Genomic DNA, 14,307 nt, shown 5'->3' on the forward strand with positions numbered 1-14,307 from the left:
ACGATGGTCCTCCCTTTTGGGAATGGGTGGTAAGGAATAAGCGCAGGAAGAATAACATGAAGATGCCCTGGTAAGCAAATAAATTTTTTATTCGGCGCTACTTGAGGTAGAGTAGCCGTTGCGTCTGTACCCCGCCAGGATAGCTCAGACGTGCGATGTAGATCCCCGTCGATAGTGAGACGCCCCGCTGGTCGAGGACATCCCACCGAATCTGGTAGGAGCCAGCAGCCTGGGACTGATCCACCAATGTGCGTACCGGCTGACCCAGCACATTGTAGATCACCAGTTGCACCGGACCGGGGCTGGACAGGTGGTAGGTAATCAGGGTGGCGCTGCCGTTTTCCACCTGTTGCGCCGTCGTATGCGGTTCCACAGGAGGCGTCGCGCCGAGAGGGAGTTCACATTCTGCCAGGGCGGGAGGCGCATTGGAAAAGACGCCGGCCAGTACGAGCAGTCCGACAACGGGAATGGTGAGTAATGTTCGAGTTTTCTTCACGATGGTCCTCCTTCTTGGAATGGGTGGTAAGGAATAAGCGCAGGAAGATGGGGTTGAAACTTCTACACTATCCACTAAAGCAGGGTAACTTCAGACATTCTTTTAATATGGGAAGCAAGTAATCACCCTCTCAAGAAACGATTGTGTTGATGGATAGCTGGTATATCATTAACACTACCCTTTAGCATGCAATAACTATGCCAATTTGGATTTCTACAAATAATTTTATTCATAAAAGATTATTTCTAATAAAGATATATTTTTTTTATTCTAAAAAAAACCAACCCGCATTTTAGATCTTTCTCACTATATATGGTGAAAAAAAACGATATATGGTCACTGTCGTGTTTTTGGCTTATAGTCTTTCTGCTTTATACCACACAACTTGAGTTTTAATATTAGCGAAACACTTATGAAACCTGCTGGAAATATAATAAGCGTACGTTTGACCATTATTTCCGCGTTGTTTCAGGGTAAGCGGGCGACCACAGGGGGTCGCCCCTACAAATCACAATATTACCGTAGAGGACGGCCCCTGTGCCGTCCCGGTTCTTGTCGTACAAAATACAGGTCATAACCATGAATGAAGGAAGCCGCGAATACGTGCTGAATGCCGCGTCAGAACACGGGGTCAAATTTATCAGGCTCTGGTTTACGGATATTTTGGGATTTCTAAAGAGTGTCGCCATTCCCGTTGAGCAACTCGATGGCGCTTTGACCGAGGGGATCGGTTTTGATGGGTCGTCCGTAGAGGGTTTTGCGCGCATTGACGAGAGCGATATGATCGCAATGCCCGATCCCAATACTTTTCAGGTGCTGCCTTTTCGTCCTCAAGAAGGCGGTACGGTTGCGCGTATGTTTTGCGATATTCTCCAGCCGGGGGGCAAACCATATCGGGGAGATCCGCGCTGGGTGCTGAAAAAGAATTTGAGACGCGCAGGCGATATGGGTTTTGCGTTTTACGTCAGTCCAGAGATGGAGTTTTTCTATTTTGAAAAACCCGAGGTTCCTCTCAAGGGTTTGGATGAGGGGGGCTATTTTGATCAGACGTCTCTGGATGTGGCGAGCGATTTGCGCCGGGATACGGTGTTGACGCTGGAGAAGATGGGGATTGAGGTGGCGTCCAGTCATCACGAGGACGCGCCGAGCCAGCACGAGATCGATTTGCTTTATACCGATGCGCTGACGATGGCGGACAATGCGATGACCTACCGTTTGGTGGTGAAGGAGATTGCGGTGAAACACGGCGTTTGGGCGACGTTTATGCCCAAGCCCATTTTTGGCGTCAATGGCAATGGTATGCACACGAATATGTCGCTGTTCAGGGGAGAGAATAACGCGTTTTACGATGCTGAAGATGAATACCATCTGTCGGATACGGCGCGGTATTTTATTGCGGGCTTGCTCAGACATGCCTGTGAGATAACGCTGGTGACCAATCAGTGGGTGAATTCGTATAAGCGGTTGGTGCCGGGTTATGAAGCGCCTTTGTACACGACGTGGTCGGTGGTCAACCGATCGGATCTGGTGCGCGTGCCGGCCTATTCTCTGGATAAGGAGAGTACTACGCGCATCGAATACCGGTCGCCCGATCCGGCCTGCAATCCCTATCTGGCATTTGCAATTATGCTATCTGCGGGGTTGGAGGGTGTTGAAAAGCGCTATGACGTGCCACCGCCTATGGAAAAAAATGTGGCTGAGATGTCCCGTGTTGAACGGGAGGAAGCGGGTATTAAGACTCTGCCTCTGGATCTGTCACAGGCTATTGATCTCGCCGAGGGTAGCGATTTGCTTCGCGATGCCCTGGGCGATCACATTTTTGAGAAGTTTATTGCGAATAAGAAGATCGAATGGGCCAATTACAGGGCGCAGGTGACGGGTTACGAACTGGATCAACATCTCAAAATTTTGTGAGGTGCAGGGATGGGAAAAAAACGCAGGCCGTGTCCCCGCGGGCTTTACGACGGGTGCCCGATTCCACGGGAGTTGTGTAGCGAAGATTACGCGCGCACAGGTGAGTGGCATTGTCTGAAGTTTTTGCGCGAGTTTGAGTGGTTTGTGTTTGGTACTTCTGGGGAAGATGCCGCGCCAGAGTCTCTCAGGACGGGAGAAGAAATTGTGTCGCTGGAGGATTTGATGCGGGTGCTGGAGGGGATGGACGATGGGTGATGGTTCAGGCCGTTTTCTAAAGGCGTGTCGTCGCGAGTGTGTGGATGCGACGCCTGTCTGGTTTATGCGTCAGGCCGGGCGGTATATGAAGGCTTACTGGACGTATCGCGATCGCTATCGTTTTCTCGATATGGTGAAGACGCCCGAGATCTCTACGGCGATTACGATGCAACCCGTGAACGCCTATGATGTGGATGCTGCGATTATTTTTCAGGATTTGCTGCCGATTCTCGAGTCGATGGGTTTGGATCTGGACTATTTAAAGGGCGAAGGTCCGGTTATTCACAATCCGATTCGCACGGTGGCAGATATCGATGCGTTGACCGTGAGTCCCGCCGAAGAGGCGATGCCTTATGCCGGTGATGCCATTCGGATGGCTGTCGCAGAACTCAATGGTCGCGTTCCGCTGATCGGTTTTGCGGGGGCGCCTTTTACGCTGGTTTGTTATGCGGTGGAGGGTGGTTCGTCGCGCAATTACGAGATTGCCAAGGGGTTGATGTATGGCGAGCCTGCGCAATGGCATCGTCTGATGGATATGATGGCGACGGCGATAGGCGATTATCTCATCGCGCAGGTCAGGGCGGGTGCCGGGGCATTGCAGGTGTTTGATAGCTGGGTCGGTGCGTTGAGTCCGGCAGATTATCGCGAGTACGTGTTGCCGCATTCGCAAAAGGCGATTGCGATTGCGAAAGAAGAGGTGGATGTGCCGCTTATTCATTTTGGCACGGGCACGGCGGGTATTCTCGAGTTGTTGAAAGAGGCGGGGGGCGATGTTATTGGCGTTGATTGGCGGGTTGATATAGATTTGGCGTGGCGTCGTTTGGGCGATGATGTGGGTGTGCAGGGCAATCTGGACCCCGTTGTGTTGTTCGCGCCTTTTGAGGAGATAGAGCGGCAGACGAGGCGCATATTGGATTCGGTGAGGGGAAAGCCGGGGCATATTTTTAATTTGGGTCATGGGATTTTACAGCGCACACCTGTGGAGCATGTGCGGAAATTGGTTGATTTTGTGCATGAATATACGGCGCAATGAGAAGACAGTAGGCGTGCTTTTAATGGCTTATGGCAGCCCCGATTCGCTGGATGATATGGCGGCTTATTTGAGTGATATTCGGGGTGGGAGGCCGATGTCGCCAGAGTTTGTGGCGGAGTTTCGCAGTCGCTACGCGCAGATCGGTGGCAAGTCGCCGCTGAATGAACGCACGTTTGAGCAGGCAGGGCATGTTGAGGCGGTGTTGAAGAAGCGCGGGCGGAGTGTGAAGGCATATACGGGGATGCGTCACTGGAAGCCGCGGATTGTGGAGGCGGTGGCCAAGATGCAGGGGGATGGTGTTGAAAAGGCTGTGGGTATTGTGATGGCGCCGCATTATTCTCAGATGAGTATTGGGCTGTATCAGCAGAAGGTCGAGGATGCACAAAGAGAAGTGGGTAGTGCTATTGATTTTGTCTATGTCAATTCGTGGTGCGATCAGCCCCGGTTGATTGAGGCGCAGGCGGCAAAGGTGGGGGCGGGGTTGGAGAAGTTTCCGGAGGATGCGAGGCGGAAGGCAAAGGTGGTTTTTTCAGCGCATAGCTTGCCGGCGCGGTTGTTGAAGATGGGCGATCCCTATGACGATGAATTAAAGCGCAATGCCCAGGCGATTGTCGATCGATTGGGTCCAGTGGATTGGATGTTTTCATATCAGAGTGCCGCACATACGGGCGAGCCCTGGTTGGGTCCGCAGATTGAAGATGTGATTCCGGCACTGGCTTCTGGCAATTATCGCGATGTTCTGGTCTCGCCTATTGGTTTTGTGTGCGATCACGTCGAGGTGCTTTACGATATTGATATCGGTTGCCAGGAGATTGCGCAAGAATGCGGGATTCGCCTGGCGCGCACAGAGATGATGAATAGCGATCCCGTGTTTATCGAGGCGATTGCCGATGCCGTGGAAGAGGTGATTTGAAAGCAGAAGGCTGATAGCGATATGCATATAACTATTATTGGCGGTGGCATAGCGGGTCTTGCGACCGCTTTTTATTTGGAAAAAAGAGCGCGAGAACAGGATCGGGATGTCCAGTATGCCTTGCTGGAGCGCAGCGACCGATGGGGTGGGATGATTGCGACGGAGTCGGTGGATGGTTTTTTGATTGAGGGCGGTCCGGATTTGCTGCTGACGCAAAAGCCCGCGGGTATCCAATTGTGTAAGGATCTGGGGCTGGCGGATCGGCTGATTTCGACGAATAATGATCGGCAGCGGACGTTTTTGGTGCGGGATGGGAAGCTGGTGGCTTTTCCGGAGGATTTTTCTCTGGTGCCCGCGAGGTTTTGGTCTCTGGTGACGTCACCGCTGTATTCGTTTTCTGGGAAGGTGAGGATGGGGCTGGAGGTGTTTGTGCCGCGGCGGAGAGACGAGGGCGATGAGAGTCTGGCGAGTTTTATTCGGCGACGATTGGGCGAGGAGGCTGTGAATATTGGCGGGGCGATGCTGGCGGGTATCCACAGTGCAGATGCAGAGCGTTTGAGTATGCAGTGCGCGTTTCCGATGTATGTGGCGATGGAGCAGCGCTATGGGAGTTTGATCAAGGGCGTGCGGGCGATGAGGAAGACGCGCGCATCCACGGGGACTGCGATGTTTCAAACGCTGGTCGGTGGGATGGGTGAGTTGGCTGATGCTCTGGTTACGGGTTTGGATGGGGATTTGCGCCGGGGTGTTGCGGTTGGGGCTGTGCGAAAGGTGGATGGTGGATTTGAGGTGGTCGCAGGTGAGGAGGTGATGGGGACAGATGCCGTGGTGATGGCGACGCCGGCTTATGTGACGGCTGATCTGGTGACGGATTTTGCGCCGGATTTGAGTCTTTTGTTGCGCGATATTCGCTATGTTTCAACGGCGACGGTTTCTCTGGCGTATCGTAAGAGAGATGTTGAGGGACAACACGATTTTGAGGGGTTTGGTTTTTTGTCGCCGAAACACGAGGGGCGGCGGATTACGGCGTGTACATGGGTTTCGACTAAGCTGGATTTTCGCGCGCCGGACGATGGGGTTCTGGTGCGTACATTTGTGGGGGGAGCAGGGCAGGAAGATCTGGTGGATCTGGATGATGAGGCGCTGATTGCACTGTCGCGCGAGGAGTTAGAAGATTTGATGGGGTTGACGGGTGATCCTCTGTTTGCGCGCATTTTTCGCTGGAGAAGAGGACGCCCCCAGTTCGATGTGGGGCATCTGGAGCGCGTGGCTGAGATGGAGGGTCTCGCCGCGCAGGTGGGTGGGTTGTTTTTGACGGGGAGTGCTTATCGCGGGTCGGCGATTCCCGATTGTATTGTGCAGGCGATGGATACGGTAGATCGGATTCTATGATGTTCATTACAACCCATAAACATCTCAAGACAATTATCATGGTTGCCACCCGTTCTCTGGATGACAAGGGGTGGGTTCTTGTCGGTGGCTCTGCTTTGCGCCTGTTGCGCGTGGTGTTCCTGCTTTCTCTGTGGCGGATGTTGTTGCCTGAGACAGGGGAGGTTTCTGGGATGACGCGCAATGCGGTGCTTACTTATACTCTGATTGCCGAGGTTTTTGCCGGGCAGATTTCTGTGCGTACAGGTCTGGATGGGGCGCTCTGGCGCGGGGATATTGCCAATCGCTTTTTGCGCCCGGTGGGTATTTACGGTCAGTTTATGGCGGAGATGTTTGGTTCGGGTTTGCCCAATCTCATTTTGTTTTCACTGCCGCTTTTTTGTCTGGCGCCCCTTCTGGGGGTCGATCCATTGCCGGAGAGCGCGTTTGCTGGGGTTTTGTTTTTGTGTAGTTTGATTTTGGGCATTGCTATCGGTGCGGCGTTTGATTTCATTTTTGCGAGTTTTATGGTTTTGCTGGAGCAACATGTCTATGCTTTGACACAGATTCGAGATGCGGTGAGTGTTTTGTTGTCGGGCGCGATTATTCCTCTTGCATTGATGCCCTGGGGTATTGGGGATGTTCTGACTTTTTTGCCTTTTGCTTCGCTGGCGTCCGCGCCGCTGCGCATTTATACGGGTACGGGTGATCCCGTTTTCCTCATGGGCCTTCAAGCTTTCTGGGCTGTTGTTCTCTGGCCCGTCGCTCATCTGCTCTGGAATGCCAATCGCGAACGTCTGGTTTCGCATGGGGGATAAAGAAGTGTGGAACGGGGTACAACTGGTCGCAGTCCAGACCAGTTCACGATGAAGTGTGAAGAGTAAAGGGAGGACCATCGTCATCGCGGCATGGTGTTGAGCCGCGATCCAGGAGGTTTAATTTTTGTGAAGACTTTGACAACACTCTTCGCCCGCTGGCGGGTGCAGGCTTATCTGGATTTTATGTGGATGACGCGGGATTTTCGGTTTTTTTTCATTAATATTGTCTCTGATATCATTCTTAATCTCGCGGGTGTCACAGCGGTTTTTCTGCTGGCTGAGCGGTTTGAAGGTATTGGCCTGTGGTCGCGCGATCAGATTGTTTTTATGCTGGGTTATGCCGCGCTTGTTCGCGGGTTTTTAGATATGGGGTTTAGCTATAATGTGCTCCAGATTAGCCGCCGCATTGGGCGCGGTCAGATGGATCATACGCTCGTGCAACCCCAGCCGGTGTGGATGGGGTTGTTGACCGAGGGGTTTATGCCGTTTTCCGGGTCGTGGTCTTTGCTGACGGGGATTGGTATTTGGTCCTGGGCTATTTTTCAGATTGATGCGGCGTTTACGCTGTACTGGTGGTTGATATTTTTTTGCAATCTCGCGTCTTCCTGCGCGATTGTGCTATCTTTTTCTTTTGTGTGGGGGAGTCTGGCTTTTTGGGCACCGGTTGCCGCGGAGGAGATTAGCAGTCGCGCGGTCAATTTTATGTTCCAGCTCAAGTCTTTTCCGCTGGATGGGCTGAGCAGCTATGTGCTTACGAGTATGCTTACTGTTTTGCCCGTGGGTTTTGTCGCGTGGTATCCCTGCCGCCAGTTGCTCGGTATTGCGCCGTCGAGCCTGTGGCATACGCCGCTTGTGGCAATGGTTTTGTCCCTCATGGCATGGATTTTATTTAAAAAAGGAATGCAGCATTATGCACAGACCGGGTCACAGCGCTACCTCGGTTTCGGACATCGCGGTTGAACTGACCGAGGTCGATAAAATTTTTTACCAGCGCCAGCGTTCGGAGAAGGTTCGGGATGTTTTCAAGAATTTGTTTCGGCCCAATATCCGGGAGATTCGCGCGTTGCAGAAGGTGAATCTCGAGATTCGCCGCGGCGAGATCGTGGCGTATGCAGGTCCCAATGGTGCGGGAAAATCCACGACTGTTAAGCTGCTTTCCAGTGTTCTTGCACCTACTTCTGGAACGGTTCGCTGTCTGGGTATGGATCCGATGAAGGATCGCGTTCGTTATGTCAATCGCATTGGCGTGGTTTTTGGTCAGCGGACAGAGTTGTGGTGGGACCAGCCCGTTGCGGCGAGTTTTGAGTGGAAGCGGGTGGTGTGGGATATTCCCCGGGACCGGTATGATGCTATGCTCGATTTTGTGAAGGATCTTCTGGGGATTGACGCGTTTTTCAATAGTCTCGCGCGTCAGCTCAGTTTGGGGCAAAAGATGCGGGCGGATCTGGCGCTTATGCTTATGCACGAGCCTGAGATTCTTTTTTTGGATGAGCCTACCATCGGGGTTGATGTGCTTGCCAAACGCAATATGCTGGAGTTTATCAAGAGTCTCAATCGGGAAAAGGGCGTTACGGTTATGATTACGAGTCACGATATGGATGAGCTGGAGCAGCTCGCGGGACGCATTGTGATGATCGATAAGGGCAATATCGCGTTTGATGGGGATTTTCGGGAGTTGCGCGGTCAATTTGGGGACCGCAGGCATCTCATTATTGAGACTGCCGATACGTCTCCGCCGCAACTTTCAGGCGTTCAATTTGTCGAGAGCGAAGACAATCGCCATCACTTTACGTTTGACGCGGCGCAAATATCGATACCCACTTTGCTCGATGAAGCGGCAGAGCAAACGACTATTCGCGATGTGGAAACACATCGCGCTCCGATTGATGATGTTATTGCAGATATGTATGAGTATTGGGATGGGGAAGGAGAGGAGGAATAGGAGGGAATGGATTGGTTAAAATAGTATCAGGCGACCTGTTCCTTCTGGAGACCTTTTACAATTTTGCCAAAACGTTCACAAAAAAAACGCACACATTCGGGAGCAAGATCAATGGCTTGTTCGTCATATTCACCTGTTTCGGGATTGGGCCAGATCAAGGCATAGTCGCCAATCGCCTGACGAAATCGCTCCTTATTGCGTAGCAACTCAAAAACGCCTCCTGGATTCTCTTCAACAAAGAGCGGATAGAAATCCAGATCGTAAATGGAAATATCGAGGTCTTCTTCAAACCAGAGGCGCAAGACGTAAGCGGTCAGATATTCGGCTTTGAGTAGCCCCTTTTCTTCGTTATCTACCCACAGAGTTGCATCGTCTGCTGCGGTTTGCCATTCTTTCCATTTCATCATATTATCCCACGATAGAAATCGGTTGTCCTTGTCGGGCATTGTTCCACTGTTGGATTAACTCATCTTCGTGTGCTTCTACCCAGATTTCAACCAATCGTCGCAAAGAGGAGGGTAACATTCTGCCTGGAGTAAGCCAGATTCTGGATCGAATTTCGAGTCGATAGCTGCGAATGTCTCCCTGATATTTAACATGGACGTGTGGTGGTGCATGGTCGTTGTAATTCATGAGGATGACCATGCTTCCTTGTTTGAAGGGATGAGATACTGGCGGCATCAGTAAAAAATAGGGTATTTGTTAATAAAAACAAGAGGCTAATTGACGGATTTGACGATTTCGATTTTGACTCGGGCGACGCCTTCGTTGACCATGTCCAGTTTTTTGGCTGCGCCGAGGGAGAGGTCGAGGATGCGTCCTTCAACGAAGGGGCCGCGGTCATTTACTTTGACGACGACGGATTTGCCATTGCTTAGGTGGGTGACGCGAATGATGGTGCCAAGGGGCAATTCGCGGTGTGCGGCGGATAAGCCGTTCATGTCGTAGATTTCACCGCTGGCTGTTGGCCGTCCGTGAAATTTGTGCGCGTAGTAGGATGTGTAGCCTATTTGAGATGATCGGTATTTTGGAGACGCGGTTGTTTTGGAGGGTTTGGAGACTTTGGGTTTTTCTGTGATGGGTTTGCCGCGATAGCGGGGGTGCGATGCACATCCCATGATAGAGACGCAGAGGAAGATGCAGAGCAGATGGGAGATTTTAATGCGCCGCAGGGGGTTGCATGCTGCCGACGAGGTCGGATATGCGGTCGATTTCGTGTGTTTTGCAATATTCTGCAATGCCATCGAGTATCTCCAGGGCTGCAAGGGGGCGAACAAAGGTCGTGGTTCCGACCTGTATGGCGGATGCGCCAATGATGAGGAATTCAATGGCGTCGCGCGCTGTGGCTATGCCGCCCATGCCGATGACGGGGATAGAGACCCGTTCGACGACTTTCCAGAGCAGGGCGAGGGCGACGGGTTTGATCGCGGGGCCAGATAAACCGCCCGTGATATTTCCCAGGATGGGGCGGCGCGTGTCTATGTCGATTGCCATGCCCAGCAGGGTGTTGATGAGGGCGATGCCGTCTGCTCCGCCTTCTTCGACTGCGCTGGCTATGGCGGCGATGTCGGTTACGTTTGGGGTGAGTTTGACGATGATGGGTAATTGCGATACGGCTTTGACGGCTCGGGTTACGTTGTGGGCGGCGCGCTCGGAACAGCCAAAGAGCATGCCGCCGTCTTTCATGTTGGGCGATGAGATGTTGAGTTCGAGGGCGTCTATGCCGTCGAGGTCGTTGAATCGGGCGGCCATGTCGGCAAATTCCCGGTCCGATGTTCCCGCTATGCTGACGATGCGTCCGGTGTTGAGCGCGGCGAGGGGTGGGACTTTTTCGGCGATGAATGCGTCGATGCCCGGGTTGGTCAGGCCAATGGCGTTGAGCATGCCGGATGGGGTTTCGGCTGTGCGCGGCGGTGGGTTGCCCGCCCGGGGGTGATAGGTGATGGTTTTTGTGACGATGCCGCCGATTTTGCTCAGGTCAAAGAGGGACGCGTATTCGGCGCCGTGCCCAAAAGTGCCCGATGCCATGATGACGGGGTTTTTGAGGGTGAGCCTTTTGGCGATTTTTGTCGAGAGGTCTAATTGTTTGGAGTTGGACATTGGATTAAAATTAGGGTGTTTCTTTATGACGCGGCGCTTAATATTATTTGGGGATTGAATCTGCGTCAAGGAAAATCACGAAACAGGGGTTTGTACGATGATTATTGATGCGCACAATCACATTTATTATCACGGTTTGAATGCCGAGGGCGTGTTGAATGAGATGGATCAGTTCGGGTATGATGTGGCGTGGTTGCTTACGTGGTATTTGCCGCCGGGTGAGCATGTGGCGAGCAGCCATCGCGTGTTTAATCCGGTCAATGCGCGGCCCGATGGCACGCACGCGGGTACGACGTTGAATGATCTTTCGCGGGCGTGTGAGAAGTATCCGGATCGTTTTGTGGCGGGGTATTGTCCCTGTCCGTCGGAGGGTGATGCGGCAGGACTTTTTGAGGCGGCGTATTATTCGCATGGCGTTCGGGTGTGTGGGGAGTGGAGCTATCGGATGTTGTTGAACGATCCGCGTGCGATTTTGTTATTTCGCAAGGCGGGTGCGTTGGGCGCGCCAGTGGTTTTGCATATTGATACGCCGTTTTTGAATGGGGTGTATCAGGAGTATTGGTATGGCGGGGAGATTGGCGCGCTGGAGCAGGCGCTGCAGGCGTGTCCAGATACGATATTTGTCGGTCACGCGCCTGGGTTCTGGCGGCATGTGAGCGGGGATGAGGCGACGGATGCGGAGACATATCCTTCGGGTGAGATTGTGCCGGGTGGCCGTTTATTCGATTTGTTTGCAGAATATGCGAATCTCTGGGCGGATTTGTCAGCGGGTTCTGGTTTGAATGCGTTGCAGAGGATGGATGATGAGGGGCGAGATTTTTTGATTGAATATCAGGATCGTTTGTTGTTTGGGCGCGATGCTCCGGGGAATGCGTTGCAGGTGCATATAGATGGGTTGGATTTGCCGCAGGATGTCAGGCGGAAGATTTATTGCGAGAATGCACTGCGTCTGGTTCCTGTGGAGGGAGCATAATACAAGGGAGGAAAAATGAAGACACATGTCTATACCAGTGGACAAGATGGATATCACACGTATCGCATTCCCGCATTGCTGGTGACAAAGGCGGGGACACTGCTGGCGTTTTGCGAGGGGCGACGCACCGGGCGGGGAGATCACGGGGATCTCGATTTGTTGGTGAAGCGGTCAGAGGATGGTGGGGAGACGTGGTCTGAACAGTTGTTGATTTACGGTGAGCCTGGGGAGGTGACGATTGGCAATCCGTGTCCCGTGGTGGATGGTGATACGGGTGTGATCTGGTTGCCGTTTTGTCGAGAGAATGACGATGTGTTTATTACGCATAGTGGGGATGATGGGAAGACGTGGGCAGATCCCACGGAGATTACTGCGGTTGTGAAGAAGCCTTCGTGGAATTGGTATGCGACGGGTCCGGGCGTTGGTATTCAGTTGCAGCGGGGGGAACACAGGGGACGGCTGGTGATTCCGTGCGATCATCGGGAGGATGAGACTTATGGCAATGGTTCGCATGCGATTTACAGCGATGATCATGGGGCGACGTGGCAGATGAGCGCGTTGATTACACCGGGTGCGAATGAATGTCAGGTTGTGGAACTGGCGGATGGGTCGTTGAAGATGAATATTCGGATGCAGACGTTTAGCGAAGGGTTGCGGGGGATTTCGGTGAGTGGAGATGGGGGACACAGTTGGTCAGAGGTTGTACACGATGCGAATTTGCCGTGTCCGAAATGTCAGGCGAGTTTGATAGGCGAAGGCGACCGATTGTTTTTTTCAAATCCAGTGTCGCTCACGCCGGTAGAAAGTCCCGAAGCTGGGGAACGGTTTTATCCGGGTAAGGGACGCGGGGAGCGCGAGAATATGACTGTGCGTTTGAGCGAGGATGGCGGAGAGACGTGGGTCCGGGAAAAGTTGTTGCACGAGGGTCCAGCGGCGTATTCCTGTCTGGCTCTGTTACCCGAGGGCGATGTTGGGTGTTTGTATGAGGCGGGGGAAGAACATTCGTATCAGTATCTGATTTTTGAGCGGTTCGGGATATGATACAATTACAGGGAGTTCAATGTGACCAGATTAATCTCTCAAATTGGCAGTGAGCGCGCAACTTCTGGCGCGGGGAACAAGGTTGTTACGCATGAGGGTAGGACGCATGTGGTCTGGCAGGATGTTACGCGTGAGGGCTATTTTAACAGGGTTTGCACTTTTGATCGCGATACTGGCGAATGTTTGGGACCGTTTACGCTTAATCAGGGGCGCGATAATCACGCGCGTCCGGTTATGACTATTGACCATCAGGGCTATTTGCAGGCTATTATGAGTGGTCACAATTCGCCGGTGACGTATCGGCGGTCGGTGCGGCCCAATGATGCGAGTGAATGGACAGAGGGAGAGCCAGCCGGGTCGGGGACCTATCCAGTTGTTGTGTGCGGTTTGGACGATGCGCTTTATTTGACGGTGCGTTCATCCAATCGCTGGGATGGTGTGGATTTTTATTCTAAAGATAAGGGTGAGGCCTGGCGAGAACGCGGGAAATTGGTTAAGCGGCGTGAGGATTATACGGGTTATGGTGCGTTTCAGACGGGTATGGCTGTCGGTGCAGATGGCGTTCTTCATCTTGTGATAGATTTTTACGAGGGGAGGGGGACCTACGATCACCGCGGGCTACATCAGGCTGTGTGTTATATGTGTAGCCGAGATGGTGGCGAGACGTGGGAGAGGGCCGATGGCACGCGCGTCGAGTTGCCAGCGCGGCCGGAGCAACTCGATATTCTCGTTCGTTCTGAGGAGGATGAGCGGCATGAACCTATGCCCCGTCCCGAGGTTCTCGCACAGGGTTGTATTGTAGTTTCTTCTGAGGGTCCACATGTTCTCTATATTTCGCATTTGGATGAGCCGGGCGAGATTGTTCACGCTTATCTCGATGCAGAGGGTGTCTGGCAGCGGGAGTCCATTGATGCGGGTTTTCCAGACCACCGTCCGACGGGGTGCCGGGGTGCGTTTAGTGTGGATGAAGCGGGTACTCTTTATGCGTTGCTGGAATTTCAGCCTCTTGGCAAGGGCTGGAATGATGGCAAGCCCACGCGTGGTTTAAACTGGGAGACAGAGGATAAGCGTCTGGTCTGGTTGACTTTGAATGAGGGGGATGGGGATTGGAAGACACGGCTCGCGTTGCCAGAGGATGCGATTTTTAACGAGGCGAATCTGGAACGTCCTACAGGCGCCAATACCATTCCCGCAGGGCAATACCCGCCTTTTGTCTTTTTTGATGGGGAGTCCCGTTATCCAGATAAAGAGACAGGCGAGGTGATCAATAATCAGGTGTTTTTTTGTTCTGAAAGATTGAAGATAGGGCGAGATGTGTCGTGAGCTATGAACTCAGTGTTAGCTCCTGAAGATATAAATTTCGCGCACTATCAGTGAGTGACACGGCATCGAGACCGCCGGCACGACGAGCATCTTTCGCACGCCCCCCACCTGCTCAAACAACACATTCGACG

General features: G+C 52.8%; 15 protein-coding genes. 11 read left to right on the forward strand and 4 right to left on the reverse strand.

The features are described from left to right. Positions 1-97: 97 nt before the first annotated feature. On the reverse strand, positions 98-496 hold the full coding sequence (locus OXG87_22155; GenBank protein ID MCY3872260.1) for a T9SS type A sorting domain-containing protein: 399 nt from the start codon (positions 494-496) through the stop codon (positions 98-100). Between the two features lie 579 nt (positions 497-1,075). On the opposite strand from OXG87_22155, the gene OXG87_22160 reads away from it, so the two are divergent. The 8 genes from OXG87_22160 (at position 1,076) to OXG87_22195 (ending at position 8,739) form a co-directional block, all read left to right on the forward strand. Beyond that, positions 1,076-2,410, forward strand: a complete 1,335-nt coding sequence (locus tag OXG87_22160) for a glutamine synthetase family protein (GenBank protein MCY3872261.1) — start codon at positions 1,076-1,078, stop codon at positions 2,408-2,410. 9 nt (positions 2,411-2,419) lie between these two features. Beyond that, the gene (locus tag OXG87_22165) at positions 2,420-2,665 is read left to right on the forward strand and encodes a hypothetical protein (GenBank protein ID MCY3872262.1); all 246 of its coding nucleotides are present in this window, start codon (positions 2,420-2,422) and stop codon (positions 2,663-2,665) included. Beyond that, entirely contained in the window at positions 2,658-3,698 is a 1,041-nt protein-coding gene (gene hemE / locus OXG87_22170) for a uroporphyrinogen decarboxylase (GenBank protein ID MCY3872263.1), read from the forward strand. The genes OXG87_22165 and hemE overlap by 8 nt, the downstream gene beginning before the upstream one ends. Next, complete coding sequence (hemH, locus tag OXG87_22175) at positions 3,679-4,611, forward strand: ferrochelatase (protein ID MCY3872264.1); 933 nt, start codon at positions 3,679-3,681, stop codon at positions 4,609-4,611. Before hemE ends, hemH begins: the two co-directional genes overlap by 20 nt. Positions 4,612-4,632: 21 nt before the next feature. Then, on the forward strand, positions 4,633-6,003 hold the full coding sequence (hemG, locus tag OXG87_22180; protein MCY3872265.1) for a protoporphyrinogen oxidase: 1,371 nt from the start codon (positions 4,633-4,635) through the stop codon (positions 6,001-6,003). Between the two features lie 38 nt (positions 6,004-6,041). Further along, positions 6,042-6,797, forward strand: a complete 756-nt coding sequence (locus OXG87_22185) for an ABC-2 family transporter protein (protein ID MCY3872266.1) — start codon at positions 6,042-6,044, stop codon at positions 6,795-6,797. 126 nt (positions 6,798-6,923) lie between these two features. After that, the gene (locus OXG87_22190; GenBank protein ID MCY3872267.1) at positions 6,924-7,757 is read left to right on the forward strand and encodes an ABC-2 family transporter protein; all 834 of its coding nucleotides are present in this window, start codon (positions 6,924-6,926) and stop codon (positions 7,755-7,757) included. Beyond that, on the forward strand, positions 7,708-8,739 hold the full coding sequence (locus OXG87_22195) for an ATP-binding cassette domain-containing protein (GenBank protein MCY3872268.1): 1,032 nt from the start codon (positions 7,708-7,710) through the stop codon (positions 8,737-8,739). The genes OXG87_22190 and OXG87_22195 overlap by 50 nt, the downstream gene beginning before the upstream one ends. Positions 8,740-8,765: 26 nt before the next feature. Here the strand turns inward: OXG87_22195 and OXG87_22200 are convergent, their stop codons facing one another. The 3 genes from OXG87_22200 to OXG87_22210 all read right to left on the reverse strand — a co-directional run bounded on the left by OXG87_22200 (position 8,766) and on the right by OXG87_22210 (position 10,839). Further along, a complete protein-coding gene (locus tag OXG87_22200; protein MCY3872269.1) occupies positions 8,766-9,185 on the reverse strand; it encodes a hypothetical protein in 420 nt (139 codons plus the stop codon). Positions 9,186-9,458: 273 nt separating this feature from the next. Then, positions 9,459-9,983 (reverse strand): septal ring lytic transglycosylase RlpA family protein, encoded by a 525-nt coding sequence (locus OXG87_22205; GenBank protein ID MCY3872270.1) that lies wholly within the window; start codon positions 9,981-9,983, stop codon positions 9,459-9,461. Then, positions 9,898-10,839, reverse strand: a complete 942-nt coding sequence (locus OXG87_22210) for a dihydroorotate dehydrogenase (GenBank protein MCY3872271.1) — start codon at positions 10,837-10,839, stop codon at positions 9,898-9,900. The genes OXG87_22205 and OXG87_22210 overlap by 86 nt, the downstream gene beginning before the upstream one ends. A 97-nt stretch (positions 10,840-10,936) precedes the next feature. Between OXG87_22210 and OXG87_22215 the strand changes: the two genes are divergently transcribed. The 3 genes from OXG87_22215 to OXG87_22225 are packed head-to-tail and all read left to right on the forward strand — an operon-like array spanning position 10,937 to position 14,176. Continuing rightward, positions 10,937-11,812 carry an amidohydrolase family protein gene (locus tag OXG87_22215; GenBank protein ID MCY3872272.1) on the forward strand — a complete coding sequence of 292 codons (876 nt, stop codon included), beginning with the start codon at positions 10,937-10,939 and terminating at the stop codon, positions 11,810-11,812. Positions 11,813-11,827: 15 nt separating this feature from the next. Further along, a complete protein-coding gene (locus OXG87_22220; protein ID MCY3872273.1) occupies positions 11,828-12,853 on the forward strand; it encodes a sialidase family protein in 1,026 nt (341 codons plus the stop codon). Between the two features lie 21 nt (positions 12,854-12,874). Then, on the forward strand, positions 12,875-14,176 hold the full coding sequence (locus OXG87_22225) for a BNR-4 repeat-containing protein (GenBank protein MCY3872274.1): 1,302 nt from the start codon (positions 12,875-12,877) through the stop codon (positions 14,174-14,176). Positions 14,177-14,307: the final 131 nt, after the last annotated feature.

The sequence above is a fragment of the Gemmatimonadota bacterium genome (genome assembly GCA_026706845.1).
Lineage (GTDB): Bacteria > Latescibacterota > UBA2968 > UBA2968 > UBA2968 > VXRD01.